22 protein-coding genes are annotated in these 26,142 nt (G+C 63.6%); 10 read left to right on the top strand and 12 right to left on the bottom strand.

The genetic code is table 11. The features are described 5' to 3' along the window. Positions 1-19 precede the first annotated feature (19 nt). Together QBK88_RS19860 and QBK88_RS19855 are read left to right on the top strand one after the other, a co-directional pair. On the top strand, positions 20-607 hold the full coding sequence (locus QBK88_RS19860) for a phosphonoacetaldehyde phosphonohydrolase-related protein (protein WP_277963371.1): 588 nt from the start codon (positions 20-22) through the stop codon (positions 605-607). Between the two features lie 122 nt (positions 608-729). Continuing rightward, complete coding sequence (locus QBK88_RS19855; RefSeq protein WP_277963370.1) at positions 730-993, top strand: DUF4404 family protein; 264 nt, start codon at positions 730-732, stop codon at positions 991-993. Positions 994-1,094: 101 nt separating this feature from the next. On the opposite strand, the gene queF is transcribed toward QBK88_RS19855, so the two are convergent. From queF to QBK88_RS19835, 4 genes are all read right to left on the bottom strand, one after another. After that, complete coding sequence (queF, locus tag QBK88_RS19850; protein ID WP_277963369.1) at positions 1,095-1,925, bottom strand: NADPH-dependent 7-cyano-7-deazaguanine reductase QueF; 831 nt, start codon at positions 1,923-1,925, stop codon at positions 1,095-1,097. Between the two features lie 94 nt (positions 1,926-2,019). Then, a complete protein-coding gene (locus tag QBK88_RS19845; RefSeq protein WP_277963368.1) occupies positions 2,020-3,264 on the bottom strand; it encodes a lipoprotein-releasing ABC transporter permease subunit in 1,245 nt (414 codons plus the stop codon). Between the two features lie 68 nt (positions 3,265-3,332). Beyond that, entirely contained in the window at positions 3,333-4,016 is a 684-nt protein-coding gene (lolD, locus tag QBK88_RS19840) for a lipoprotein-releasing ABC transporter ATP-binding protein LolD (protein ID WP_277963367.1), read from the bottom strand. A gap of 7 nt (positions 4,017-4,023) precedes the next feature. Then, the gene (locus QBK88_RS19835; RefSeq protein ID WP_277963366.1) at positions 4,024-5,274 is read right to left on the bottom strand and encodes a lipoprotein-releasing ABC transporter permease subunit; all 1,251 of its coding nucleotides are present in this window, start codon (positions 5,272-5,274) and stop codon (positions 4,024-4,026) included. Between the two features lie 94 nt (positions 5,275-5,368). Between QBK88_RS19835 and QBK88_RS19830 the strand changes: the two genes are divergently transcribed. Together QBK88_RS19830 and QBK88_RS19825 are read left to right on the top strand one after the other, a co-directional pair. Beyond that, positions 5,369-5,956 carry a PilZ domain-containing protein gene (locus QBK88_RS19830; protein ID WP_277963365.1) on the top strand — a complete coding sequence of 196 codons (588 nt, stop codon included), beginning with the start codon at positions 5,369-5,371 and terminating at the stop codon, positions 5,954-5,956. Positions 5,957-6,034: 78 nt separating this feature from the next. Beyond that, complete coding sequence (locus QBK88_RS19825; protein ID WP_268150561.1) at positions 6,035-6,757, top strand: glycerophosphodiester phosphodiesterase; 723 nt, start codon at positions 6,035-6,037, stop codon at positions 6,755-6,757. A 42-nt stretch (positions 6,758-6,799) separates the two neighbouring features. Here QBK88_RS19825 and sthA read toward each other — a convergent pair whose 3' ends face one another. Both sthA and QBK88_RS19815 read right to left on the bottom strand, forming a co-directional pair. Continuing rightward, on the bottom strand, positions 6,800-8,194 hold the full coding sequence (sthA, locus tag QBK88_RS19820) for a Si-specific NAD(P)(+) transhydrogenase (protein ID WP_268150559.1): 1,395 nt from the start codon (positions 8,192-8,194) through the stop codon (positions 6,800-6,802). Between the two features lie 218 nt (positions 8,195-8,412). Beyond that, positions 8,413-9,399 (bottom strand): FAD:protein FMN transferase, encoded by a 987-nt coding sequence (locus QBK88_RS19815; protein WP_277963364.1) that lies wholly within the window; start codon positions 9,397-9,399, stop codon positions 8,413-8,415. Positions 9,400-9,426: 27 nt separating this feature from the next. Between QBK88_RS19815 and QBK88_RS19810 the strand changes: the two genes are divergently transcribed. Next, complete coding sequence (locus QBK88_RS19810) at positions 9,427-10,053, top strand: chalcone isomerase family protein (protein WP_445764968.1); 627 nt, start codon at positions 9,427-9,429, stop codon at positions 10,051-10,053. Positions 10,054-10,221: 168 nt separating this feature from the next. Continuing rightward, positions 10,222-11,511: an MFS transporter gene (locus QBK88_RS19805; RefSeq protein ID WP_268150555.1), complete on the top strand. Its 1,290-nt coding sequence runs from the start codon at positions 10,222-10,224 to the stop codon at positions 11,509-11,511. An 80-nt stretch (positions 11,512-11,591) separates the two neighbouring features. Here QBK88_RS19805 and QBK88_RS19800 read toward each other — a convergent pair whose 3' ends face one another. Next, on the bottom strand, positions 11,592-13,055 hold the full coding sequence (locus QBK88_RS19800; RefSeq protein ID WP_268150553.1) for a glyceraldehyde-3-phosphate dehydrogenase: 1,464 nt from the start codon (positions 13,053-13,055) through the stop codon (positions 11,592-11,594). 188 nt (positions 13,056-13,243) lie between these two features. On the opposite strand from QBK88_RS19800, the gene mfd reads away from it, so the two are divergent. Together mfd and QBK88_RS19790 are read left to right on the top strand one after the other, a co-directional pair. Further along, a complete protein-coding gene (mfd, locus tag QBK88_RS19795) occupies positions 13,244-16,693 on the top strand; it encodes a transcription-repair coupling factor (protein WP_277963363.1) in 3,450 nt (1,149 codons plus the stop codon). Between the two features lie 35 nt (positions 16,694-16,728). Beyond that, the gene (locus tag QBK88_RS19790) at positions 16,729-19,032 is read left to right on the top strand and encodes a DEAD/DEAH box helicase (protein ID WP_277963362.1); all 2,304 of its coding nucleotides are present in this window, start codon (positions 16,729-16,731) and stop codon (positions 19,030-19,032) included. 61 nt (positions 19,033-19,093) lie between these two features. Here the strand turns inward: QBK88_RS19790 and nagZ are convergent, their stop codons facing one another. Together nagZ and QBK88_RS19780 are read right to left on the bottom strand one after the other, a co-directional pair. After that, on the bottom strand, positions 19,094-20,104 hold the full coding sequence (nagZ, locus tag QBK88_RS19785) for a beta-N-acetylhexosaminidase (RefSeq protein WP_277963361.1): 1,011 nt from the start codon (positions 20,102-20,104) through the stop codon (positions 19,094-19,096). A gap of 171 nt (positions 20,105-20,275) precedes the next feature. Continuing rightward, positions 20,276-20,986, bottom strand: coding sequence for a TetR/AcrR family transcriptional regulator (locus QBK88_RS19780; RefSeq protein WP_277963360.1), 711 nt, complete (start codon positions 20,984-20,986; stop codon positions 20,276-20,278). A 252-nt stretch (positions 20,987-21,238) separates the two neighbouring features. On the opposite strand from QBK88_RS19780, the gene lexA reads away from it, so the two are divergent. After that, complete coding sequence (lexA, locus tag QBK88_RS19775; protein WP_008368403.1) at positions 21,239-21,847, top strand: transcriptional repressor LexA; 609 nt, start codon at positions 21,239-21,241, stop codon at positions 21,845-21,847. Between the two features lie 10 nt (positions 21,848-21,857). Continuing rightward, the gene (gene sulA, locus QBK88_RS19770) at positions 21,858-22,334 is read left to right on the top strand and encodes an SOS-induced cell division inhibitor SulA (protein ID WP_277963359.1); all 477 of its coding nucleotides are present in this window, start codon (positions 21,858-21,860) and stop codon (positions 22,332-22,334) included. Positions 22,335-22,433: 99 nt separating this feature from the next. Here the strand turns inward: sulA and QBK88_RS19765 are convergent, their stop codons facing one another. The 3 genes from QBK88_RS19765 to topA all read right to left on the bottom strand — a co-directional run bounded on the left by QBK88_RS19765 (position 22,434) and on the right by topA (position 26,063). Then, on the bottom strand, positions 22,434-22,667 hold the full coding sequence (locus tag QBK88_RS19765) for a hypothetical protein (protein WP_158157978.1): 234 nt from the start codon (positions 22,665-22,667) through the stop codon (positions 22,434-22,436). A 50-nt stretch (positions 22,668-22,717) separates the two neighbouring features. After that, the gene (locus tag QBK88_RS19760) at positions 22,718-23,242 is read right to left on the bottom strand and encodes a DUF6586 family protein (protein WP_277963358.1); all 525 of its coding nucleotides are present in this window, start codon (positions 23,240-23,242) and stop codon (positions 22,718-22,720) included. A 190-nt stretch (positions 23,243-23,432) separates the two neighbouring features. Further along, entirely contained in the window at positions 23,433-26,063 is a 2,631-nt protein-coding gene (gene topA / locus QBK88_RS19755) for a type I DNA topoisomerase (RefSeq protein ID WP_277963357.1), read from the bottom strand. Positions 26,064-26,142: the final 79 nt, after the last annotated feature.

The following is a 26,142-nucleotide window of genomic DNA, read 5'->3' as shown; positions in this document are numbered from 1 at the left end:
TCTACACAGGGAAGCCGACATGCCTGACACCGCCCCTTGCGTGCCCGCCTTCACCGCAGCGCTCTTTGGCCTGAGCGGCTGCCTGGTGGACTTTGGCGCACGCACCGAACCCGCCGCCGGCCCCACGCCCGGTGCCCTGCAGGCCTTGCAGCAGTTGCACCACCAGGGCGTGCCCTGCGCCTGGCTGGACGAGCTCAAGAATGAACTGGCCTTGCCCCTGGCGGCCCCCCTGCCCCACTGGGTCAAGGCCGTGGGCGCCACCGAAGGCAACGCCTGGCCGGCACCGGATGCCTGCTGGCAGGCGTTGATGCAACTCAATGTGTCACGGCTGGACGGCTGCGTGCTGGTCAGTGGCAACCCGCGGCTGCTGCAGTCAGGCCTCAACGCCGGGTTGTGGACCGTGGGGCTGGCGTCCTGCGGCTCGCTGTGCGGGCTGCCCGCCCAGGAGTGGGCGCTGCTCGAATCCCGTGAACGCGACCTGCTGCGCGGCAAAGCCACGCTGCAACTCTTCGCGCTGGGCGTGCATTCGGTCATCGACCACCTTGAAGAACTGGGCACCTGCCTGGCCGACATCGCCCTGCGCCGCTACAAGGGGGAAAAACCCTGATACAACGGCGTTGATCAAGATCATGCAGGCGGCGCGGCGCTGGATTAATCTAAAGGTCAGTCATGGACCTTTGGCAGCGCGCCGTGGTCAATGGCAGTGCCTATCATTGAAGGGAGATCGCCATGCCTGCCCGCGAACTGCAAGAGCAACTGAACACATTGCGCGAGCAATTGGAGCAGAACCCGCCGCTGAATGAAGAGGAGCGTGCCAACCTGCACGACCTGATGGCCCAGATCGAGGCCGAGCTGAAGCTGGAAACCGCCACCAACAACCCCAACCTCGCTGACGGCGTCAACCTGGCCGTGGAGCGTTTCGAAGTGGAGCACCCTGGCTTGGCGGGCACGTTGCGCAACATCTTCCAGACCCTGGGCGGCATGGGTATCTGAACCCGGGGCGCGCCCGATCCCACGGGGAAAACCCCAGCCAGCGATACCAACGCTGTGGGACCGGGCGCCAGCTCGGGAAGCCTGAGCCTGCGCCACCCACCTTACTGGCGGACCAGCCTCAGGTTCTCCAACGTCACCGCCGATGTGCTGCGGTACGGGTTGATGTCCAACCCACCGCGACGCACATACCGCGCATACACCGTCAGTTCCTGCGGATCGAGCAAGCGCTTCAGGTCCATGAAAATGCGCTCCACGCACTGCTCGTGGAAGTCCGAATGCTGGCGAAAACTCACCAGGTAGGCCAGGAAGCTGGCGTGGTCCAGCGCCGGGCCGCGGTAATGCACCGCGACGCTACCCCAATCCGGCTGGCTGGTGACCGGGCAGTTGGATTTGAGCAGGTGGCTGTGCAGGCTTTCCTCGACGATGCGCGAGGCATCGCAGCGCAGCAACTCAGGCTGCGGGTGCTCGTAACTGGAGATAGTGATATCCAGGTCGTCGATGCAGGCGCCGGGCAACCCCACTACCCCTTCTGCCTCTACGTCCGCCAGGCGACGCACACGCACCCCCACCGGCTTGCCGGCGGCGGCCGAAAGGTCCTGCACCAGGCACGCTTCCAGCGCCTGGGTGCTGTCGAAGGGGGTCTGGTTCAGGGAGTTGAGGTACAGTTTGAACGACTTGGACTCGATGATGTTCGGCGAGTCGGCCGGGATGCTGAATTCGCCGATGGCCACCACGGGCTTCCCTGACGGCAGCAGCCACGACAGCTCGAAGCAGTTCCAGAAATCGACGCCCTGATACGGCAGGGTGTCGGCGCTCAGGCCCAGCTCGGCCCACTTGGCGGCGCGTGGGATAGGGAACAGCAACGATGGCGTGTAGGTGGAGATGTATTCGCTGGACTTGCCCAACGGCGAATGTTCGGCTGCGGGATGCATGTTGGAAACCTGGACGTGAGTAAACCCGCCCAGTTTAACGGTTTGTGCCGCCCTTGTGGGAGCTGGCTTGCCAGCCCCACACAGGGTGCGGGGTTTACTCGTAGCGCAAGGCGTACGCCGGTTCGATCTGTGCCGCGCGCCAGGCCGGGTAGATCGTGGCCAGGAAGCTCAGGATCAGGCCCGCGCTGCAGATCATCACCACGTCACCGGCCTGCAGGTCGGACGGCAGGTTGCTGATGAAGTACACGTCGGAGGTGAAGATGTGCTGGCCAGTGACACGCTCGATCCAGCCCACCATGGCGCTGACGTTGATGGCGGCGATGATGCCCAGTACACCACCGATCAGCGTGCCCACCACGCCGATCACCGTGCCCTGAACCATGAAGATACCCATGATCTGCCGTGGCGTGGCACCCAGCGTGCGCAAAATGGCGATGTCGGCGCCCTTGTCGTTCACCACCATGATCAACGTGGCGATGATGTTGAACGCCGCCACGGCGACGATCATCAGCAGCAACAGGCCGATCATGGTCTTTTCCATCTTCATGGCACTGAACAGGCTGCCCTGGGTGTGAGTCCAGTCATCAGCCTTGTAGCCGTCACCCAAGGTGCCGGCGATGGCCTTGGACACCTGGGGTGCCATGTACAGGTCCTTGAGCTTCAGGCGCACGCTCTGCACCTGGTTGGGCTGCCAGTGCTGGATCTGCGCGGCGTCGGCCATGTGGATCAGGGCCATGGAGCCGTCCAGCTCCGCCCCCACCTTGAACACCCCCACCACATTCAGACGCTGCATGCGCGGGGTAATCCCGCCTGGCTCGCCGCTGAGCTCGGGCACGATCAGGGTCAGCTTGTCACCCACGCTCAGGCGAAAGCGCCGCGCGGTGATGTCGCCGATGACCACGCCATACTCACCCGGCTTGAGATCCTGCATCGAGCCCTGAACGATGTGGTCAGCGACGATGGAGACCTTGCCCTCCTGGGCAGGGTCGACACCGCTGACCTGAATCGGCTGCATGTAACCCTTGTAGGACAGCATGCCGTCCATGTCGGTGAACGGCACGGCGGCCAGCACTTCGGGGTTTTTCATGGCGGCAGCGGCGACCGGCCGCCAGTCATCCAGCGGCTTGGCGCCCAGAATGGTCGCGTGGGGCACCATGCCGAGGATGCGCGAACTCATTTCCTTCTGGAAACCGTTCATCACCGACAGCACCACGATCATCGCCAGCACACCCAGGCCCAGGCCGATCATGGAGGTCATGGAAATGAACGAAATGAAATGGTTGCGGCGCTTGGCCCGGGTGTAGCGCGCGCCGACGAAGATGGATAAGGGTCTGAACATACGTCAAGGCACCTGGAAAAAGGGTTGAAGCAGGCGCCCGGGCTTGCCCGGGCGCAACGCCGGGTGGCTCAGATAGGGACCAGACGGCCCTCTTCCAGGCGCAGCACGCGGTCCATCTGGCGAGCCAGGTTGAGGTCGTGGGTCACCACCAGGAAGGCCGTGCGCAGCGACGTGCTCAACTCCAGCATCAGGTCCTGGATGCCCTGGGCGGTATGCTGGTCGAGGTTGCCGGTAGGCTCGTCGAGCATCACCAGGCCCGGCTTGTTCACCAATGCACGGGCAATGGCCACGCGCTGGCGCTCGCCGCCCGACAGTTCGGCCGGCTTGTGCGACAGCCGATGGCCCAGGCCCACGCGCTCCAGCAGCGCGGTGGCGCGCTGTTTCGCCTCGGGGATCGGCGTCTTGCCGATCAGCAGCGGCATGCACACGTTTTCCAGCGCCGTGAATTCGGGCAGCAGGTGGTGGAACTGGTAGACGAAGCCCAGGGCGCGGTTGCGCAGAAGGCCGCGGGCTTTCTCGTTCAAGGCCGAGAGTTGCTCGCCTGCGAGCCACACACTGCCGGTGGTGGGCGTGTCGAGGCCGCCCAGCATGTTCAGCAGGGTACTCTTGCCCGAGCCCGACTGGCCGACAATGGCCACGCGTTCACCGGCAAACAGCTCCAACTGCAGGTTGGACAACACCACGACCGACTCCGGGCCTTCCTCGTAGGACTTGCCCAGGTTGCGGCAACTCAGCACTGCTTTTTCACTCATGCCCAACTCACTCATAACGTAGCGCCTCTGCCGGCTGGGTGCGTGCGGCACGCCAGGCGGGGTACAGGGTCGCGAGGAAACTCAGGACCAATGCCGCGCCGCAGACCATGAACACGTCATCGGCCATCAGTTGCGACGGCAGGTAATCGATGAAATAGACGTCGGGGTTGAGGAACTTGTGCCCGATGACTTTTTCCAGCAAGGCGATGGCGGCGCTGACGTTGAGCGCCGCAAGCATGCCCAGTACCGCGCCGATCAGGGTGCCGACCACGCCGATCACCGTGCCCTGCACCATGAAGATGCGCATGATCTGCCCCGGCGTCGAGCCCAGGGTGCGCAGGATGGCGATGTCGCCACGCTTGTCGTTGACCACCATCACCAGGGTGGAAATGATGTTGAACGCGGCCACCGCCACGATCAGCAGCAACAGCAGGCCGATCATGGATTTCTCCATGCCGATGGCCTGGTACAGGTTGCCATGGGTGCGGGTCCAGTCGCGGGCGTAGAAGTCCTGGTCACCCAGGTGCTGGGCGATTTCCCAGGAAATGCGCGGCGCCTGGAACAGGTCGGCGAACTTCAGCCGCAGGCCCTGTACCTGGTCGGGTTGCCAACGGTGCAGGCGCGCCAGGTCGTCGAGGTTGGTCAGGCCCAGGTAGCCATCGATCTCGCCGGCGCCCACATGGAAGATACCGGTGACGGTGAAGCGCTTCATGCGCGGAAACATGCCGGCCGGGGTGATGCTCACCTCGGGGGTCACGAAGGTGACCTTGTCGCCCACCTGCACGCCCAGTTTGCTGGCGGCGTTGTCGCCCAGCATGATGCCGAAGTCACCGGCCTTGAGGTCGTCCAGGCTGCCTTGCTTGATGAAATGATCCAGGATCGAGACCTTGCGCTCCTCGACGGGGTCGACGCCGTTGAGCAGCATTTTCTGCACCTTGCCGTTATTGGTCAGCAAACCCTGCATCTGGGTGTAGGGCGCCACCTCCAGAACCGCAGGATTCTGCTTTACTTTAGCGGCAAGGGCCTGCCAGTCACTGATCGGCTTGCTGGACTCGATGGTTGCGTGGGGCACCATGCCGAGCACGCGGGTACGCATCTCATGATCGAAGCCGTTCATCACCGACAGCACCACGATCATGACGATTACGCCCAGGGCGAGACCGATCATGGAGGTCAGTGAAATGAACGACACAAAATGATTGCGACGCTTGGCGCGGGTATAACGCGCGCCGATGAATACGAAGAGAGGTCTGAACATGTCGGGGCTTGTTCGGGTGGAAGAGGAACGTCCTTGTGGCGGGGCTTGACGAGCAGCTTTACACTCAGACCACCGCCGCTACCATGGGTTCGCCATGTCGACATTAGATGAAGAAGATCGCCGCGAATACTACCGTATCGACGATAGGATCGCACTGGAAATTAGCCCGCTGTCGGCCGCCGACACCGCGGGCACAGATGCGTTGCAAGATGCGTCGCCGCTGTTCAACCTGCTCAGCGAACTGCACCTGAGCGAATTCGAGTCCCAGCACCTGCTGCGCCAGCTCAGTGACAACGACCGTACCCTGGGCAACTTCCTCAAGGCGCAGAACAAGCGCATCGACCTGCTCAGCCAGGTGGTGGCGCAAACCGTGCTGGGGCACATCGGCGAACCACAACCGGTGGTATTGTCCGAAGGCGGCGTGGAGTTCAGCCATGACCAGCCCTTCGCCCCCGGCAGCCGCGTTGCCCTGAAGATGGCCCTGATGCCCCAGGCCCTGGGGCTGCTGTTGCGGGCCAAGGTCACCCATTGCGACACCAAGGCCGATGGCCGTTTCGACATCGGCACGGAGTTCGATTCCCTCAGTGACGCCCAGCGCCAGTTGCTGGCACGCTACATCCTGCAGAAACAGCAGGCCGAACGGCGCAAGGAACGCGAACAAAACGACCAACCGGCTGCCTGACATGACAGGCAGGCGCTGACGTGCCAGCGCCTGCCCTCACCGCACACTGCCCCAGTGAATTCTTTTGAAGGAACAGACGTGACCCTTATTTACGGCCACCGCGGCGCCAAAGGCGAAGCACCGGAAAACACCCTGACCAGTTTCCAGGAATGCCTCAAGCACGGCGTGCGCCGTTGCGAACTGGACCTGCACCTGTCCCGTGACGGCCACTTGATGGTCATCCACGACCCCACTCTGAAGCGCACCACCGACCGCCGCGGCAAGGTGGTGGAGCACAATGCCGCCGACCTGGTCACCTACGATGCGCGCAAGGGTGGCCCGGGCTGGGTGCACCCCTGCCCTATCCCGCGCCTGGAGGAACTGTTCAAGGCCTGCGATTTCGAGCACTGGCAACTGGAGGTCAAGAGTGCCTCGCGCACCCGCGCCGCTACCACGGTCCTGGCGATTCGCGAACTGGCGCAGGAATACGGCCTGCTGGACAAGGTGACCATCACCTCCAGCTCACGGGAGGTGCTGCGCGCCGCGGCCGAACTGACCCCGGATATCGCCCGCGGGCTGGTGGCCGAGTACGCCTGGCTGGACCCGCTGAAGGTGGCGCAGAACCATGGCTGCGACCTGCTGGCGCTGAACTGGACGCTGTGCACCCCTGAGCGCCTGATCAAGGCCCAGCGCCAGGGGCTGCACGTGTCGGTGTGGACAGTCAACGAACCGGCGCTGATGCGCCGGCTCGCCGACTTCGGCGTTGACAGCCTGATTACAGACTTTCCCGGTTTGGCCACCGCCACCCTCGGGAATCGCTGAAATCGGTCTCCCCGGCCGGCTCAGGCCACCGGCCGGAGCCGCTCAAAAAAGCCGGTTGAGGCCGTCATACGCCGCTACCCGATAGGCTTCGGCCATGGTCGGGTAGTTGAAGGTGGTGTTGACGAAATACTTCAGGGTATTGAGCTCACCGGGCTGGCTCATGATGGCCTGGCCGATGTGCACGATCTCCGAGGCCTGGTCGCCGAAGCAATGCACGCCGAGGATTTCCAGGGTTTCGCGGTGGAACAGGATCTTCAGCATGCCTACCGGCTCGCCGGAAATCTGTGCGCGCGCCATGCCCTTGAAGAAGGCCTTGCCCACTTCGTATGGCACCTTGGCCTGGGTCAGCTCGGCCTCGGTCTTGCCGATGGAGCTGATCTCGGGAATGGTGTAGATGCCGGTCGGCACGTCGTTCACGTAGCGCCAGCTGCCATTGTCCACCACGCTGCCCGCAGCCGAACGGCCCTGGTCATAGGCGGCGCTGGCCAGGCTCGGCCAGCCGATCACATCGCCCGCGCCATAAATGGTCGGCACGCTGGTGCGGTAGGCTTCGTCGACCGTGATCTGGCCACGGCCATTGACCTTGATACCGATGTTCTCGAGCCCCAGGCGGTCGGTGTTGCCGGTACGGCCGTTGCACCACAGCAAGGCGTCGGCCTTGATCTTCTTGCCCGACTTGAGGTGCAGGATCACGCCGTTTTCCAGGCCTTCGACCTTCTCGTATTCCTCGTTATGGCGAACCATCACGTTGTTGTTGCTGAAGTGGTAGCTCAAGCCTTGGGAAATTTCCGAGTCCAGGAAGCTCAGCAGTTGCTCGCGGTTATCCACCAGCTCCACCAGCACGCCCAGGCCGCTGAAGATCGAGGCGTATTCGCAGCCGATGACCCCGGCGCCGTAGATGATCAACTTGCGCGGGGTGTGGGTGAGGCTGAGGATCGTGTCGCTGTCGTAGATACGCGGGTGGTGGAAGTCGATGTCGGCCGGGCGATAGGGGCGCGAACCGGTGGCGATGATGACCTGCTTGGCCACCAGTTTTTCCTGCGCACCGTTGGCACAGATGACTTCCACGGTCTGCTCGTCGGAGAAGCTGCCGGTGCCGAAGAACACGTCGACCCGGTTGCGCGAATAATAGGTGGTGCGCGAGGCCACTTGCTTGGCGATGACCTGCTCGGCGCTTTTCAGCACGTCCGGGAACGAAAACCAGCGCGGTTCGCCAATGGCCCGGAACATGGGGTTGGTGTTGAACTGGATGATCTGCTTGACCGAGTGACGCAGGGCCTTGGACGGGATGGTGCCCAGGTGGGTGCAGTTGCCGCCGACCTGGCGACGGCTATCGACCATCGCCACCTTGCGCCCTGCCTTCGCGGCGTTCATTGCCGCGCCCTCACCGGCGGGCCCGGAACCCAACACCACTACATCATAGTTGTAGACAGCCATGCGTACTCCTTCAGAACAGGCCGAGACACCACTCTGGTACCTCCGGCTCAACATGCCGCGCCGCGGCATCGAAAACTCGGGGATGCAGTCTATAGAAGCGTGAACGCCGCGAACATTAACCCTTGGTCGCGTCAAAGGCTATTGATCTCTGGGGGTTGGCGTCAATGGCAAAGGTGGAAGCGGTGCGGGAAATGGCCAACGAGTGAACCGCCCTGGCCTCACTTGCCCGGCACATTGGCCCCAGCCATGCGCTCGAACGCCGGCGTTCCGCGGCTGGACAACACCTCGCCATCACGGCGCACGAACAGCGCGGCGATGTCATGCCCCTGGGCGTAATCCCACCCCTGCTCCGGCCCCAATATCATCAGCAGCGTAGACAAGCCATCGGCCGACAAGGCCGAAGGATGAATCACCGTCACCGACGCCAGGTCATGGCTGATGGGCGCGCCCGTGCGGGCATCCAGCAGATGGGAATAACGCCGCCCTTCATGGACAAAGTAATGGGTGTGCTCCGCGGAGGTGGCCACACCATAACCGTCAATGCCCAGCACTCGGCTGGCGTGGGTGTTGTCAGCGCGCGGGGCCTGGACGCTGACTTGCCAGGCACTGCCATCGGGCTTGCGGCCCACCGCCTTGAGCTCGCCGGTCGCCTCGGCCAGGTAGCTGCCCACCCCCATGGCCTGCAGGCGCGCGCCAATGCGCTCCACCGCATACCCGGCCGCCACGCTGTTGAGGTCCACCGCTACCGCGGCGTCCTTGCACAGTTGGTTGCCGTCGATGCGAAGGTGGCGGTAACCTACGCGCTGACGGGTCAAGGCCAGCACGGCCGGGCGCGGCACCTGCTGCTGACGGCTACCCGGGCCAAAGCCCCACAGGTCCATCAGCGGCCCCACGGTCTGGTCATAGGCACCCTCGCTGGCGCTGGAGAGCGACTGGCCGTACTGCACCAGGGCCAGCACCGCCGGCGGCATCACCCGGCAGCTATCGGCGGGCAATTCGTTGAAACGGCGCACCTCGGAGTCGCTCCGGTACAGCGACAGTTGCTGGTCCAGTTCCCCGAGGATGGTTTCCACTTCCGCCTGCACCTGGCGCGGCTGAGGCGTCTGCGCGCTGGGCACGTACTGCACGCTGTAACGGCTGCCCATGGTCGGGCCGCTGAATGATTCCACCGGGTCGCCACCGCTGCAGCCCGCCAGGGCGGTCATCAGGTTGAGCAGAATAAAAGGACGGGCATGGCGCGTGAAAAGGCGAATTTTGACTTAACCTTGAGACAGACATTCGAGGAAGACGCCATTATGCGCCACAAGCCGCTGTTGCTTCTGCTCTTCTTCTGTTCGCTGGCCTTGGGCAATACAGCCGATCGTTTGCGTGAAGCCAACTTCGCCCCCCAGTGGGGCCAGGCGCCGACATTGGAGCGCAAAAACCAGGCAGTGCTCAATTACCTATTCGTCGATGTCTACGCTGCCGCCTTCTATGCCGAGGCGGGGGTGCCCCCACAACAGGCCGTGGACCGGTTGAGCGACCAACGCCTTGAACTGTTCTATTTCCATGACATTGACCGCCGCGACGTGATCAAGGCTGCCAACCGCACCCTGGAGCGCCAGGCAAACCCTGGGCAACTGCTGGCGGCCCAGGGCGAAATCGATCGCCTTCACCAGGCCTTCACCGACATCCATGCAGGTGACCGTTATGCCCTTGTCTACCAGGCCGCGCGAGGGCTCAGCGTGGAGCGTAACGGGCAGGTATTTTTTACCAGCAAAGACAATGACTTGGCCCGTTTGTACCTGAATATCTGGCTGGCACCCAGGGGCCTTTCTGACAACCTTCGGGTGTCACTTCTGCACTCGGGGACACCGTGAGGCTCAAGCTGAAACGTTACACCCAGCAGGCAAAATCATTGCCAGATCCTACACTCATACATATTGTTACAAAATTCTGCCGCCCGATCGGCCGATGCCTGAACAGCCCCCCACTAAAGAAGGCTCTTCACGGCCCCCCATTACAACAATCTGAGTGAGTGCATTCCCATGGCCTCGAATACAGGCAAGGGCAAAGCGATATTTCGCGTTGTCAGCGGCAACTTTCTGGAGATGTTCGACTTCATGGTGTATGGCTTTTATGCCACCGCCATCGCCAAGACCTTCTTTCCTTCCGACAACGCTTTTGCCTCGCTGATGCTATCGCTGGCTACCTTCGGCGCCGGCTTCCTGATGCGCCCGCTGGGGGCGATTTTCCTGGGTGCCTACATCGACCGCCATGGCCGCCGACAAGGGTTGATCGTGACACTGGCGATGATGGCCATGGGCACCCTGCTGATCGCCTTCGTCCCCGGTTACGCCACCCTGGGCGTGGTCGCGCCGCTGCTGGTGTTGCTGGGGCGCCTGCTGCAAGGGTTCTCGGCCGGCGTCGAATTGGGCGGTGTGTCCGTGTACCTGGCGGAAATTTCCACCCCCGGGCGCAAGGGCTTCTTCGTCAGTTGGCAATCGGCCAGCCAGCAGGCGGCCGTGGTGTTCGCCGGCTTGCTGGGCGTGGCCCTGAACCATTGGCTGAGCCCGGAACAGATGGGTGACTGGGGCTGGCGCGTACCGTTCCTGGTGGGCTGCATGATCGTGCCCGCGATCTTCCTGATTCGCCGCTCACTGGAGGAAACCCCGGAATTCCAGGCGCGCAAACACCGTCCCAGCCTCAAGGAGGTCATTCGCTCGATCGGCCAGAACTTTGGCCTGGTGATCGCCGGCATGGCCCTGGTAGTGATGACCACCGTGTCGTTCTACCTGATCACCGCCTACACCCCCACCTTCGGCAAGGCCGAGCTGCACCTGTCGGACTTCGACGCCCTGCTGGTCACGGTGCTGATCGGGATTTCCAACTTCATCTGGCTGCCGGTGATGGGGGCGGTTTCCGACCGTATCGGCCGCAAACCGCTGTTGCTGGCCGCAACCATACTGGCCATTCTCACCGCTTACCCGGCGCTGAGCTGGATGGTCCAGGCGCCGAGCTTCGAGCGGCTGCTGATGGTCGAATTATGGCTGTCGTTCCTGTACGGTTCGTACAACGGCGCCATGGTGGTGGCGCTCACCGAGATCATGCCGGTGGAAGTGCGCACCACCGGTTTCTCCCTCGCCTACAGCCTGGCGACGGCCACTTTTGGCGGCTTTACCCCGGCGGCCTGCACCTACCTGATTCACGTGCTGGACAACAAGGCGGCACCGGGCATCTGGCTCAGTGGCGCGGCGGTGTTGGGCTTGATCGCCACGCTGGTGCTGTTCCATGGCAACAAACATGCGTTGCGCACCGCGCAGGCCGCGCGGGCCTGAGGGCAGGCACAGGCGCTCGCCGCACGCACAAAAAAGCCCCGGCATCTCTGCCGGGGCTTTCTCATTTCACGGACTGAAGCTTAGCGCGGAAACGCAGGTGGGTTCACACCGGCCATGTCTTCCATCACGCGTACCACCTGGCAGCTGTAACCGAACTCGTTGTCGTACCAGACGTACAGCACAGCGCGGTTGTCATTGCAGATGGTGGCTTCGGCGTCGACCACACCGGCGTGGCGCGAGCCGACGAAGTCGGTCGATACCACTTCCTGGGAGTTCACGTAGTCGATCTGCTTGTGCAGGTCCGAGTGCATGGCTATCTGGCGCAGGTACTCGTTGAGTTCTTCGCGAGTGGTGGCTTTTTCCAGGTTCAGGTTCAGGATGGCCATCGACACGTTCGGCGTCGGTACGCGAATGGCGTTGCCGGTCAGCTTGCCGGCCAGCTCAGGCAGGGCCTTGGCGGCAGCGGTGGCGGCGCCGGTCTCGGTGATCACCATGTTCAGCGCGGCGCTGCGGCCACGACGCGAACCCTTGTGGAAGTTGTCGATCAGGTTCTGGTCGTTGGTGTACGAGTGAACCGTTTCGACGTGACCATTGGCGATGCCGTACTGGTCGTTGACGGCCTTGAGCACCGGCACGATGGCGTTGGTGGTGCAGGAAGCTGCCGAGACGATCTTGTCGTCCGCGGTGATTTCGCCGTGGTTGATACCGTGGACGATATTCTTCAGCTTGCCTTTGCCCGGTGCGGTCAGGATCACGCGGTCGATACCCGGGCAGGTCAGGTGCTGGCCCAGGCCCTCGGCGTCACGCCACACACCGGTGTTGTCCACCAGCAGTGCGTCGTTGATGCCGTACTGGGTGTAGTCCACCTCGGTCGGGTTCTTGGCGTAGATCACCTGGATCAGGTTGCCGTTGGCGGTGATCGTGCTGTTGGCTTCATCGATGGTGATGGTGCCATCGAACGGGCCGTGCACCGAGTCGCGACGCAGCAGGCTGGCGCGTTTGACCAGGTCGTTCTCGGCACCCTTGCGCACCACGATGGCCCGCAGGCGCAGGCCGTCGCCGCCACCGGTCTTCTCGATCAGGATGCGCGCCAGCAGGCGGCCGATGCGACCGAAACCATACAGCACCACGTCCTTGCCCTTGCGCGGGGAAGCGTTCTGCTGGCCCACGATGTCGGCCATTTCTTCACGCACGAACTGCTCGGCAGTACGGCCGTTGCCCTCCTCCTTGAACTTGACCGCCAGCTTGCCCAGGTCCACCGAAGCGGCGCCCAGTTTCAGCTCGCTCATGGCCTTGAGCAGGGGGAACGTCTCGTGGACAGACAGTTCAACGACGTCGGCCTGGCGATGCCGGGCAAAACGGTGGGCCTTGAGGATCTGAATGACGGAACGGTTGATCAGGCTGCGGCCATAGATCGAGCTCACCACGTTGTTATTGCGGTAGAGCTGACCGATCAGCGGAATCATCGCCTCGGCGAGCGCTTCACGATCGATCCATTCACCAAGACACTGGTCGGGCTTCTGAGTCACGGGAACCTTCCACATGTAGGGACTGAAAAAAGGGGCTACATTATGACTTCGGGCGTTGCCGGGAGCAATGAGCGCCTGTCGACACAGGCTCATGGACCGGGCTTTTGCGCCAAGGTTTCGTTTTCGTGCGGTCGAAACTGACAGCCCGGCCCGGTGCCGGTACAATCGTTGTCTTTGTCGCAACGCTTGGAGCTCGACCTCCCGTGCCTGTCCTGCGTCTTCCGCTACTGTCCCCCACCGCGGGGAAACACACCTGGGGCAACCTGCCTGGGGCCGCCCTGAGCCTGGCCATCGCCGAGGCAGCCAGCGCCGCCCGGCGCTTCACCCTGCTGCTCACGGCCGACAGCCAGAGTGCCGACCGCCTGGAACAGGAGCTGCGCTTTTTCGCGCCGCAACTGCCCGTGCTGCATTTTCCCGACTGGGAAACCCTGCCGTACGACCTGTTCTCGCCGCACCAGGACATCATTTCCCAGCGCATTTCCAGCCTGTACCGCCTGCCGGAGCTGGACCACGGCGTTCTGGTAGTGCCTATCACCACAGCCCTACACAGATTGGCGCCGACCCAGTTTCTTCTCGGCAGCAGCCTGGTGCTGGACGTGGGCCAGAAGCTCGACGTGGAGCAGATGCGCACGCGCCTGGAAGCCAGTGGCTACCGCTACGTGGACACGGTGTACGAGCACGGCGAGTTCACCGTGCGCGGCGCGCTGATCGACCTGTTCCCCATGGGCAGCAAGCTGCCCTACCGCATCGACCTGTTCGATGACGAAATCGAGACCCTGCGCACCTTCGACCCGGAGACCCAGCGCTCCATCGACAAGGTCGACTCGGTGCGCCTGCTGCCCGCACGGGAATTCCCCCTGCAGAAGGAGGCCGTCACCCGCTTCAAGGCGCGCTTTCGCGAACGCTTCGACGTGGACTTCCGCCGCACGCCGATCTTCCAGGACCTGAGCAGTGGTATCACCCCCGCCGGTATCGAGTACTACCTGCCGCTGTTCTTCGAGGAAACCTCGACACTGTTCGACTACCTGCCCCAGGACACCCAGGTGTTCTCGCTGCCAGGCATCGAACAGGCCGCGGAGAACTTCTGGAACGACGTGCGCAACCGCTACGAAGAGCGCCGCATCGACAAGCAGCGGCCGCTGCTGCCGCCTGCCGAACTGTTCCTGCCGGTGGAAGACTGCTTCGCGCGGCTCAAGCAATGGCCGCGCGTGGTCGCCAGCCAGGCCGACATCGAGCCGGGCGTGGGCCGAGATCGTTTCCCGGCACAGCCGCTGCCCAACCTGGCCATCGAAGCCAAGGCCAACCAGCCGCTGGCGGCGCTGTCGAATTTCCTCGACCAGTTCCCCGGCCGCGTGCTGTTCACCGCTGAGTCGGCCGGCCGCCGCGAGGTACTGCTGGAACTGCTGGGCCGCCTGAAACTGCAACCCAAGACCTTGGACAGCTGGACCGACTTCGCCACCGGCAAACACCGCCTGGCCATCACCATCGCCCCGCTGGACGAAGGCCTGGTGCTGGACGACCCGGCACTGGCACTGATCGCCGAAAGCCCGCTGTTCGGCCAGCGCGTGATGCAGCGCCGGCGCCGTGAAAAGCGTACCGATGCCAACAACGACGCGGTGATCAAGAACCTCACCGAACTGCGCGAAGGCGCGCCGGTGGTGCACATCGACCACGGCGTGGGTCGCTACCTGGGCCTGGCCACGCTGGAAATCGACAACCAGGTGGCTGAATTCCTCACCCTGGAATACGCCGAGAACGCCAAGCTCTACGTGCCGGTGGCCAACCTGCACCTGATCGCCCGCTACACCGGCAGTGACGACGCCCTGGCGCCCCTGCACCGCCTGGGTTCGGAAACCTGGCAGAAAGCCAAGCGCAAGGCCGCCGAACAGGTCCGCGACGTGGCCGCCGAACTGCTGGACATCTACGCCCGGCGCGCGGCACGCAAAGGCTACGCCTTCGCCGACCCGACCGTGGATTACGCCACCTTCAGTGCCGGCTTTCCGTTCGAGGAAACGCCCGACCAGCAATCGGCCATCGAGGCGGTGCGCGAGGACATGCTCGCGCCCAAGCCCATGGACCGCCTGGTGTGCGGCGACGTCGGCTTCGGCAAGACCGAGGTGGCCATGCGCGCGGCGTTCATCGCCGTGCACGGCGGCCGCCAGGTGGCCATCCTGGTGCCCACCACCCTGCTTGCCCAACAGCACTACAACAGCTTCCGCGACCGCTTCGCCGACTGGCCCGTGCGGGTCGAGGTGATGAGCCGCTTCAAGTCGGCAAAGGAAGTCAGCGCCGCGGTGGACGAGTTGGCCGACGGCAAGATCGATATCGTCATCGGCACCCACAAGCTGCTGCAGGACGACGTCAAGGTCAAGAACCTGGGCCTGGTGATCATCGACGAAGAACACCGTTTTGGCGTGCGCCAGAAAGAGCAGCTCAAGAACCTGCGCAGCGAGGTGGACATCCTTACACTGACCGCCACGCCTATCCCGCGCACCTTGAACATGGCCGTGTCGGGCATGCGCGACCTGTCCATCATCGCCACCCCGCCCGCCCGGCGCCTGTCGGTGCGCACCTTCGTCATGGAGCAGAACAAGAGCACCGTGAAGGAGGCCCTGCTGCGTGAACTATTGCGTGGTGGCCAGGTGTACTACCTGCACAACGACGTGAAGACCATCGAGAAGTGCGCCGCCGACCTCGCCGAACTGGTGCCCGAGGCCCGCATCGGCATCGGCCACGGGCAGATGCGCGAACGCGAACTCGAACAGGTGATGAGCGACTTCTACCACAAGCGCTTCAACGTGCTGATCGCCTCGACCATCATCGAGACCGGCATCGACGTGCCCAGCGCCAACACCATCATCATCGAACGTGCCGACAAGTTCGGCCTGGCGCAGTTGCACCAGTTGCGTGGCCGCGTGGGGCGCAGCCACCACCAGGCCTACGCCTACCTGCTGACCCCGCCCCGCCAGCAGATTACCCCGGACGCCGAAAAGCGCCTGGAGGCCATCGCCAACACCCAGGACCTGGGGGCAGGCTTCGTGCTGGCCACCAACGACCTGGAAATCCGTGGCGCCGGCGAGTTGCTGGGCGAAGGCCAGAGCGGCCAGATCCAGGCCGTGGGCTTCACCTTGTACATGGAAATGCTCGAACGGGCCGTGAAGGCCATTCGCAAGGGCGAACAGCCCAACCTCGACCAGCCGCTGGGCGGCGGCCCGGAGATCAACCTGCGCCTGCCGGCGCTGATCCCCGAAGACTACCTGCCCGACGTGCACGCCCGGCTGATCCTGTACAAGCGCATCGCTTCGGCGGTGGACGAAGATGGCCTCAAGGACCTGCAGGTGGAAATGATCGACCGCTTCGGCCTGCTGCCCGAGCCAACCAAGAACCTGGTGCGCTTGACGCTGCTCAAGCTGCAGGCCGAGACCCTGGGCATCAAGAAGGTCGATGCCGGCCCGCAAGGCGGGCGTATCGAGTTCGCCGCCGAAACACCGGTGGACCCGCTGGTATTGATCAAACTGATTCAGGGCCAGCCCAACCGCTACAAATTCGAAGGCGCCACGCTGTTCAAATTCATGGTGCCGATGGAACGTGCCGACGAGCGCTTCAATACCCTGGAAGCGCTGTTCGAACGCCTGGCGCCGAAAGCCTCATGAGCACGATGGTTATGAACAAGGTGTCTGCCAGCTAAATGTCCGAACACCTGATGGAACACCTCGAGCCCCGGCCACGCTTGTGGCTGGGCAGCGTCGAGTTCAGCGCTTTCGAGCCGCGCAACGGCCGCATGCAGCGGCACATCCAGCACCGGGCGGCGCTGGCGTATGGCTACGCCGGTCACTATGTGTCAAGCGCCCGCCCCCACCACGAGTCGCCTGTCGCCCGCCAGCCACTGAGCGAAAAAGCCCTGCGCGAAACCCTGCAGGCGCTGGGGTTTCGCATCGCTACCCGGCAGAGCAAGGCGCTGCCGGAAAGCGCCGGCGACATATTCGAACTGCCCAGTGACAGCGCCTGGCTGCGCTTTGTACTCAACGACCTGCCGATGCTGCGCGAGCAAGGCTGGGAAATCGAGTATTCGGATGACTTCGCCTTCGACCTGACGCCCGTGGACGACTGGTACGCGATAGTGGACGAGGCGCCGGACCGCGACTGGTTCGACCTGGAACTGGGCATCGTCATCAATGGCGAACGCCTGAGCCTGCTGCCGATCCTGCTCAACCTGCTGCGCACCCACCCTGAACTGCTCAACCCGGCCCAACTGGCCAGGCGTCGTGATGACGAGCAGATCCTGGTACCTATCCACAGCCCCCAGGCGCACAACAAGCCCAAGCTGATGCAGGTGGCGCTGCCCTATGGCCGGCTGAAGCCGGTGCTCTCGACCCTGGGCGATTTCTACCTGCGTGACGAGCCCAGCGAGACCCGCCTGCGCCTGCCGACCCCGGACGCCACGCGGCTCAATGCCCTCAAGGAGCTGCCGCTGAGCTGGGAAGGTGGCGAGCGCCTGCGTGGTTTTGCCGAACGCCTGCGCGACATACGCACCCAGCCCACGCCGCCACCGGCCGACCTGGCCGCCACGTTGCGCCCCTACCAGGCCGAGGGCCTGAGCTGGATGCAGGCCATGCGCGAGCTCGAAGTCGGGGGCATCCTCGCTGACGACATGGGCCTGGGCAAGACCCTTCAGACCCTGGCGCATCTGCTGTGCGAGAAGAACGCCGGGCGCCTGGACCGCCCCGCCATGGTGGTGATGCCCACCAGCCTGATCCCCAACTGGCAGGACGAAGCCCAGCGCTTCGCGCCGACCCTGCGGGTGGCGGCCCTGCACGGCGCCGCGCGCAAGAAACACTTCGACCACCTGTTCGATTACGACCTGCTGCTGACCACCTATGCCCTGCTGCCCAAGGACCTCGACGCGCTGGCCAAGGTACCCCTGCATGTGCTGATCCTCGACGAAGCGCAGTACATCAAGACCCCAGGCAGCAAGGCTGCCCAGGCGGCGCGCCAGCTCAACGCACGCCAGCGCCTGTGCCTGAGCGGCACGCCGCTGGAAAACCACCTGGGCGAGCTGTGGTCGCTGTTCCACTTCCTGCTGCCAGGCTGGCTGGGCGACGCCAGAGCGTTCAACCGCGACTACCGGGTGCCTATCGAGAAGCATGGCGACCAGGAACGCCTGCAGCACCTCAACGCGCGCATCAAGCCGTTCCTGCTGCGCCGCACGAAGGAACAGGTAGCCACCGAACTGCCGGCCAAGACCGAGATCACCCACTGGGTGGAACTCAACGAAGCCCAACGCGACGTGTACGAAACCGTGCGCCTGGCCATGGACAAGAAGGTGCGCGAAGAGATCAACCGCAAGGGCGTGGCGCGCAGCCAGATCATCATCCTCGAAGCCCTGCTCAAGCTACGCCAGGTGTGCTGTGACCTGCGCCTGGTCAACAGCGCCACGCCGCCAAGCCGTGGCGGCAGTTCGGGCAAGCTTGCCAGCCTGATGGAGATCATCGAGGAATTGCTGCTGGAAAAACGCCGCATCCTGCTGTTCTCGCAATTCACCTCCATGCTCGGGCTGATCGAGCAGGAACTGCAACAGCGCGGCATCGACTATGCCCTGCTGACCGGCGCCACCAAGAACCGCCGCGTGCCAGTGCAGGACTTCCAGAAGGGCAAGGTGCAGATCTTCCTCATCAGCCTCAAGGCGGGTGGCGTGGGCCTGAACCTGACGGCCGCCGACACGGTGATCCACTACGACCCGTGGTGGAACCCGGCGGCCGAACACCAGGCCACGGACCGTGCGTACCGCATTGGCCAGGAAAAGCCGGTGTTTGTGTACAAGCTGATTACCCGGGGCACGGTGGAAGAAAAGATCCAGCACCTGCAACTGGAGAAATCGGCTTTGGCGGCGGGCATTCTCGATGGCCGCGAGGCCGGAGACTGGAAGCTTGCGCCCGAGGACATCGACGCCCTGTTCGAGCCGTTGCCGGGCCGCAAGCCGCGTAAGCGCTAGGCAAAGGCCCAGCCTCCCCTGCGGGACAGGGCGCCCGCCGGGGAGCAGGCGCCGCGCCTCATCAGTCGATCAACTGGGCATCGCGCAGGGCACCCACGGCTTCCAGCCAACGCGGGTGCTGACGGTATTCGACGTTGCTGAAGGCCTGGCCACGCATGCCAGCGATACGCGGCGAAGGCGTCACCTGCAAGCGCTGCGCGGCACTGAGGGCCAGCTCGGCCGCGGCGCGGTCGTTGCACACCAGGCCCATGTCGCAGCCAGCGCTCAACGCCGCCTCGATACGGCTGGCGGCATCTCCGACCACGTGCGCCCCGGCCATGGACAAATCGTCGCTGAAGATTACCCCGTCGAAACCCAGTTCGCCGCGCAGGATGTCCTGCAGCCAGCGCCGGGAGAACCCGGCCGGCTGGCTGTCGACCTGCGGGTAGATGACGTGGGCCGGCATCACCGCCGCCAACTGCTTGCTCAAGCGGGCGAACGGCACCAGGTCCAGGGCGCGGATCTGCTCCAGGCTGCGCTCATCGGTGGGAATGGCGACGTGGGAGTCGGCCTCGGCCCAGCCGTGGCCGGGGAAATGCTTGCCACAGGCTGCCATGCCCGCCGCATTCATGCCCTTGATGAACGCACCGGCCAGGGCCGTGGCGCGCTCGGGGTTGCCCTCGAACGCACGGCTGCCCACCACCGCGCTGCGCTGGTGGTCCAGGTCCAGTACCGGGGCGAAGCTCAGGTCCAGGCCCACGGCCAGCACTTCGGTGGCCATGATCCAGCCGCATTGCTCGGCCAGGTGTTCGGCGTTGGGGTTGTCAGCCAGCGCACGCATGGCGGGCAGGCGCACGAAGCCCTGGCGCAGGCGCTGCACGCGGCCGCCCTCCTGGTCCACGGCCAGAATCAGGTCCGGGCGAATGGCGCGGATCGAGGCCGTCAATTCGCGCACCTGACGGGCATGCTCGATGTTGCGGGCAAAGATGATCAGGCCGGCCACTTCAGGCTGGCGCAACAGGTGACGGTCCTCGGCGGTCAGCCAGGTGCCGGCGATATCGACCATCAACGAGCCTTGAAGGCGGGAAGTCATGAGGTAGTCCTTGATTCGCGGGTGCACACACGCCGCCCCGCCAGGCTCAGAGCCTCACGGAGTGGCATCGGTAACGGGAAATAGCCGGCGCCTGGGCAGCGCGGCGGATTCGGAGTAAGCATGGGCCGCTAGCTTAGCCCAAGCGGCCTGCGGCGCCCATCGCCATTTGTATCAGGCCTTGGCCAGCGCTGGCGCCGTGGACTTGCTGCGCGGACGCAACTGCGCCGCGGCCATGGCATCGTCGGTGACGCCACTGTCGGCACGCATGCCAGCGGCGAGGAACGGCACCATCAGGCGCATGACCTGCTCGATGGAGGTGTCGATGCCGAAATCGGTCTCGGCGATGGCCCGCAGGGCCTTGATACCGGACATGCTGAACGCTGCCGCCCCCAACATGAAATGCACGCGCCAGAACAGCTCCAGCGGCGGGATGCGCGGCGCGGCCTCGTTGACCAGCAGCATGTAGCGGCGGAATACCTTGCCGTACATGTCTTCCAGATAGCGGCGCAGGTGGCCCTGGCTCTGGCTGAAGGCCAAACCCAACAGGCGCATGAAGATAGACAGGTCGTTGCCGCTGCGCGGCTGCACCACCATGGCTTGCTCCACCAGGATTTCCAGCAGCTCTTCCAGGTTGGCCTTGTGCTCGGGGCGCGCCTGGCGCCGCTCGAGCTCACGCTCGAGGCTGATGCAGAAAGGCCCCAGAAAGCGCGAGAACACTGCCTGGATCAAGGCCTTCTTTGAACCGAAATGATAATTCACCGCCGCCAGGTTGACCCCGGCCTTGCTGGTGATCAGCCGCAACGAGGTTTCGGCAAAACCTTTTTCCGCGAACAACTGCTCGGCAGCGTCGAGTATGCGTTCAACGGTTTCCGACTGGGCCATTCTATTTCCACCTGACAAACACCTGTTTGAAACATACGTTTCAACCCATGTACCTGTCAAGCCTGGGCGGGCGCTTTATGCCTGGCCGGTCACGTATTTAACCACACAGCAATGGCCTTTGGCCCGCGCGTATCGCTTGGCCGCTGGACGGCGCCGAACACCCGGGGGACGAGCGGCAACAAAAGCAGGATTGCCAAGCCCCGCATACTGTATATAATCCCAGTCACTGTATAAAAAGACAGAGCGATCGACATGCTGAAACTGACGCCACGCCAAGCCGAGATCCTGGCTTTCATCAAGCGCTGCCTCGACGACAACGGCTTTCCGCCCACCCGTGCGGAAATCGCCCAGGAACTGGGTTTCAAGTCGCCGAACGCCGCTGAAGAACACCTCAAGGCGCTGGCGCGCAAGGGGGCCATCGAGATGACCCCGGGCGCGTCCCGCGGCATCCGCATTCCTGGTTTCGAGGCCAAGGCCGACGAATCCACCCTGCCCATCATCGGCCGGGTTGCTGCCGGTGCCCCCATCCTGGCCCAGCAGCACATCGAGGAATCCTGCAACATCAACCCCACCTTCTTCCACCCCCGGGCCGACTACCTGCTGCGCGTGCACGGCATGAGCATGAAGGACGTCGGCATCTTCGACGGTGACCTGCTGGCCGTGCACACCTGCCGCGAGGCCCGCAACGGCCAGATCGTGGTGGCGCGCATCGGCGACGAGGTCACCGTCAAGCGCTTCAAGCGCGAAGGCAGCAAGGTATTCCTGCTGGCGGAAAACCCCGAGTTCGCACCCATCGAAGTCAACCTCAAGGACCAGGACCTGGTCATCGAAGGCTTGAGCGTCGGCGTCATACGCCGATAAAGGAGGCTACATGCAGTTCCCACAACCGATGCAACCGGCTCAACTGTCCTTGTTCGAGGCCTTCATGGCCCAACCTGTCGCGCCGCTGTTCACCCACGCAAGCGAAGTGCCCTGGACGGCCCCACAGCCCGAAGCCTTCAGTGAAGTGTCATTGCGTGGCGCTGCCGGGAACTGCCTGAACCTGCTGGCACCGATGCTGCGCGAACTCAGCGAAGACCTGGATGCGCGCTGGCTGACCCTGATCGCCCCGCCCGCCAGCCTGACCCAGGCCTGGCTTCGGGACGCAGGGCTCAACCGCGAGCGCATCCTGATCCTGCAACCAGGCGGCAACCAGACGGCCCTGCAACTGGCCGGCGAAGCCCTGCGCCTGGGCCGCAGCCACACCGTGGTGAGTTGGGTCAATCCACTGCCTGCCAGCGCTCGTCAGCAGTTGATCGCAGCCGCACGTATCGGTGATGCCCAGAGCCTGAACATCCGCATGGCCTGATACCCGGCGGCCGATTACACAGCTCGCACGCAAGCAAGCAACGGACGTGGCCGCGTGATATCCCTGCCAGACCGGGCTGACAGGGGCGCCTGCAAGCGATCAATGCAGAACGCGCGGGCCTTCTTCTTTTTCGATCTCGCCTTCGACCATTTTGCCGGCCATCTGCACGCCGACGCTGAGCATGGCCTTGGCGACCTCAACATGCTGTCCCTGCAGGAATGCCTTGGCGTCTTCGGAGAAGTTCAAGGTCACGAGCGAGCCTTCATCCTCGGCACGGCGCAATTCAATTCGGCCGTCAGGCAACTCGACAATTTCAAGAAAGGACGTTGGCATAAAAAGGGGTTCTCCACGTGAGGGCGCCATTGTAGCAGCGGTTGACGCAATCAGCACTCACTGAGGCCATCACGGTAACGAACCGCCAGGCTCTTGAGCTGCTGACGCCAGCCCTCAAGCACCTCGCGAGTCAGTTCCTCGGGCTCATCAGGGGCATCGAGGTTGACCGCCACGATCAGTGGCTGAGTGACATCGCCCTTGGCCACTTTGGGGGCCTGGGGCGGGCGGTGCAGCGCCGCATGGGCGGCGAGGAGTTCATGTACCCAAGTACCGGGGGCCTGGGCCAGTTCTACCAGTTCGGCCATTTCGGGAATGGCAATCTGGGCCAGCACTTCGCGGGTCAACAGCTCTTCGGCACGCGGGGTAGCCGCCTGGGGCAAACGGTAGAAGCCGGCGATCTCATGGCACAACCCCAGCAGGGCGCCATACAGGTGAAACAGCGCCGATTCGCGCTCGGCCTGGATACGCGCCATGGCATTCATTGCCTGACCTTGCTCGGCCTTGCCCAAGGCCTCGAGGGACAAGCCGGCAAAATAGATTTTCTGATTGGTACGGGTATAGAGTTCGTGGGCCATGGGGGCACCCTCCGGGAAAGACGGGGTTCGGGCAGACGAACAGTTTCCGCGATGGCAGCCGCTTGCTGCAAGGCAAATCATTGGCGCACGCTTCCCCGGCTGCTTCCCGGGCTTCGCCCGGTCCCACAAAGACCAGCAAGCGCAGGCAAAAAAAACCGCGCCGAAGCGCGGTTTTTTTGTGGGCGATGAATCAGGCAGGCTCTTTTTCCTTGGCCCGCTTGTCCTCGACCTTCCAGCTGTCGCCTTCGTAGAACGCGCGCCAGCCGGTCGGTTTGCCCTCGACTTCGGTCTGCACGTACTGCTCCTTGGTCTTGCGGCTGTAGCGAATCACTGCGGGGCGGCCGTCAGGGTCTTTCTTCGGGGCTTCGCAGAGGAAGTGGTACTTGGGATCGATCTCGTCCTTGTGCGGGATGATCTCGATCACCAGCGGCGCACGGGTCTCCCGGTTTTTCGGGAACTGGCTGGCGGCCAGGAACAAGCCCGAGGCACCGTCACGCAGCACGTAGGTGTCGTTGACCTTCTCGCACTTGAGCTCAGGCATCTTCACCGCGTCCATCTTCGGCGGCGCCGCCTCGCCACTCTTCAGCAGCTTGCGGGTGTTCTTGCAGTCAGGGTTGGTGCACCCGAAGAACTTGCCGAAACGGCCAGTCTTGAGCTGCATCTCGCTGCCGCACTTGTCGCACTCCAGGCTAGGGCCTTCATAGCCCTTGATGCGGTAGTTGCCTTCCTCGATCTCGTAACCCACGCAGTCCGGGTTGTTACCGCAGATGTGCAGCTTGCGCTTCTCATCCAGCAGGTAAGCGTCCATGGCGGTCGCGCAGATCGGGCAGCGGTGCTTGCCACGCAGTACCAGCGACTCGGATTCACCCTCGTCGTCGGCGGCGATCTCGTCGCCCGGCACCAGGTTGATGGTGGCCTTGCAGCGTTCTTTCGGCGGCAGGCTGTAACCCGAGCAGCCCAGGAAAACACCGGTGGATGCCGTACGGATCATCATGTGCCGGCCGCATTCGCGGCAGGTGATGTCGGTCGGCGTCGGCTGGTTGGCACGCATGCCGCTGTCGGCCGAGCCGGCCACTTCCAGCTTGTTCTTGAAGTCGCCGTAGAACTCATCCAGCACGTTCTTCCAGTCGCGCTCACCCTGGGCCACGTCGTCGAGGTTCTCTTCCATGCCGGCGGTGAAGCCATAGTCCATGAGGTTCGAGAAGCTCTCCGAAAGGCGTTCGGTGACGATGTCACCCATCTTCTCGGAGTAGAAACGACGGTTGTGCAGGGCCACGTAGCCGCGATCCTGGATGGTGGAGATGATGGCTGCATAGGTCGACGGGCGACCGATACCGCGTTTTTCCATCTCTTTTACCAGGCTGGCTTCCGAGTAACGGGCCGGCGGCTTGGTGAAGTGCTGGGTAGGGTCCAGCTCGATCAGCTTGAGGACTTCGCCCTGGTCCATTTCCGGCAGAACGTCATCATCGCCTGGCTTGGCCATTTGCGGCATGACACGGGTGTAACCGTCGAACTTGAGGATACGGCCCTTGGCGCGCAGCTCGAAGTCGCCGGCGGCCACGGTAACCGTGGTCGACAGGTATTGCGCAGGCGGCATCTGGCAGGCCAGGAACTGGCGCCAGATCAACTCGTACAGGCGCTCGGCGTCACGCTCCATGCCGGCCAGCTTGGTCGGGTGGGTATTGACGTCGGACGGACGAATGGCTTCGTGCGCCTCCTGGGCGCCCTCCTTGCTGCCGTACACCATGGGCGCCGGCGGCAGGTATTGCTTGCCGAATTCTTTCTCGATGTAGCTGCGCGCCATGTCCACCGCATCGGTAGACAGGTTGGTGGAGTCGGTACGCATGTAGGTGATGTAGCCGGCTTCGTACAAGCGCTGGGCCATCATCATGGTCTTCTTCACACCGAAGCCCAGCCGGTTGCTCGCGGCCTGCTGCAGGGTCGAGGTGATGAACGGTGCCGACGGCTTGCTGCTGGTCGGTTTGTCTTCACGCTTGACGATGCTGTAGGTGGACGCCTTGAGTTTCTCCAGGGCCGCCATGGCGGTGGCTTCGTTGAGCGGCTTGAACGCCTCGCCCTTCTCGCGTGCCACTTCGAACCGCACCTTCGCGTTCTTCGCGGTGCCCAGGTCAGCGTGGATCTCCCAGTACTCTTCGGGGTTGAAGGCGCGGATCTCGCGCTCACGCTCCACCACCAGCTTCACCGCAACCGACTGCACACGGCCGGCAGACAAACCACGGGCGATCTTGGCCCATAGCAGCGGCGAGACCATGTAACCCACCACGCGGTCGAGGAAGCGACGCGCCTGCTGGGCGTTGACCCGGTCGATATCGAGTTCGCCCGGCGTCGAGAAAGCCTCCTGGATGGCCTTCTTGGTGATTTCGTTGAACACCACGCGCTTGTAGCGGCTGTCATCCCCACCGATGGCTTCGCGCAGGTGCCAGGCAATGGCTTCCCCCTCGCGGTCCAAGTCGGTTGCGAGATAGATGGTGTCAGCATCCTTGGCGAGCCGGCGCAGCTCCTCGATCACCTTCTCCTTGCCGGGAAGGATCTCGTACTGGGCTTTCCAGCCGTGCTCCGGGTCGACGCCCATGCGCGCCACCAGTTGCTTGCGCGCCTTTTCCTTGGGCGACAAGGCAGGTGCCTCGGCGGCCGCGGCCTTGCCACGCTTCACCGGTTCTTTCGTGGCGCTAGCCGAACCGCTGGTGGGCAGGTCTCGGATATGGCCGATACTCGACTTCACCACGTATTGGTTGCCCAGATACTTGTTGATGGTCTTGGCCTTAGCCGGGGATTCCACAATGACCAGCGATTTGCCCATGGATCAGAAAATTCCTGAATACTAGAAATGAAAGCGATTGGTGCCTTCGAGGCACCGCTATATATAGTGGTGACGGAGT

This window comes from Pseudomonas sp. RIT-To-2, from assembly GCF_029623465.1.
GTDB classification, from domain to species: domain Bacteria; phylum Pseudomonadota; class Gammaproteobacteria; order Pseudomonadales; family Pseudomonadaceae; genus Aquipseudomonas; species Aquipseudomonas silvicola.
Note: the sequence above shows the minus strand (reverse complement) of the source record. Positions and strands in the feature narration are given on the sequence as shown.

Coding starts and splice junctions, on each gene's coding strand:
- QBK88_RS19860 (WP_277963371.1), top strand. CDS start 20: ATGCCTGACACCGCCCCTTGCGTGCCCGCCTTCACCGCAGCGCTCTTT.
- QBK88_RS19855 (WP_277963370.1), top strand. CDS start 730: ATGCCTGCCCGCGAACTGCAAGAGCAACTGAACACATTGCGCGAGCAA.
- queF (WP_277963369.1), bottom strand. CDS start 1,925: ATGCATCCCGCAGCCGAACATTCGCCGTTGGGCAAGTCCAGCGAATAC.
- QBK88_RS19845 (WP_277963368.1), bottom strand. CDS start 3,264: ATGTTCAGACCCTTATCCATCTTCGTCGGCGCGCGCTACACCCGGGCC.
- lolD (WP_277963367.1), bottom strand. CDS start 4,016: ATGAGTGAAAAAGCAGTGCTGAGTTGCCGCAACCTGGGCAAGTCCTAC.
- QBK88_RS19835 (WP_277963366.1), bottom strand. CDS start 5,274: ATGTTCAGACCTCTCTTCGTATTCATCGGCGCGCGTTATACCCGCGCC.
- QBK88_RS19830 (WP_277963365.1), top strand. CDS start 5,369: ATGTCGACATTAGATGAAGAAGATCGCCGCGAATACTACCGTATCGAC.
- sthA (WP_268150559.1), bottom strand. CDS start 8,194: ATGGCTGTCTACAACTATGATGTAGTGGTGTTGGGTTCCGGGCCCGCC.
- QBK88_RS19815 (WP_277963364.1), bottom strand. CDS start 9,399: ATGACCGCCCTGGCGGGCTGCAGCGGTGGCGACCCGGTGGAATCATTC.
- QBK88_RS19810 (WP_445764968.1), top strand. CDS start 9,427: ATGGCGCGTGAAAAGGCGAATTTTGACTTAACCTTGAGACAGACATTC.
- QBK88_RS19805 (WP_268150555.1), top strand. CDS start 10,222: ATGGCCTCGAATACAGGCAAGGGCAAAGCGATATTTCGCGTTGTCAGC.
- QBK88_RS19800 (WP_268150553.1), bottom strand. CDS start 13,055: ATGTGGAAGGTTCCCGTGACTCAGAAGCCCGACCAGTGTCTTGGTGAA.
- QBK88_RS19790 (WP_277963362.1), top strand. CDS start 16,729: ATGTCCGAACACCTGATGGAACACCTCGAGCCCCGGCCACGCTTGTGG.
- nagZ (WP_277963361.1), bottom strand. CDS start 20,104: ATGACTTCCCGCCTTCAAGGCTCGTTGATGGTCGATATCGCCGGCACC.
- QBK88_RS19780 (WP_277963360.1), bottom strand. CDS start 20,986: ATGGCCCAGTCGGAAACCGTTGAACGCATACTCGACGCTGCCGAGCAG.
- lexA (WP_008368403.1), top strand. CDS start 21,239: ATGCTGAAACTGACGCCACGCCAAGCCGAGATCCTGGCTTTCATCAAG.
- sulA (WP_277963359.1), top strand. CDS start 21,858: ATGCAGTTCCCACAACCGATGCAACCGGCTCAACTGTCCTTGTTCGAG.
- QBK88_RS19765 (WP_158157978.1), bottom strand. CDS start 22,667: ATGCCAACGTCCTTTCTTGAAATTGTCGAGTTGCCTGACGGCCGAATT.
- QBK88_RS19760 (WP_277963358.1), bottom strand. CDS start 23,242: ATGGCCCACGAACTCTATACCCGTACCAATCAGAAAATCTATTTTGCC.
- topA (WP_277963357.1), bottom strand. CDS start 26,063: ATGGGCAAATCGCTGGTCATTGTGGAATCCCCGGCTAAGGCCAAGACC.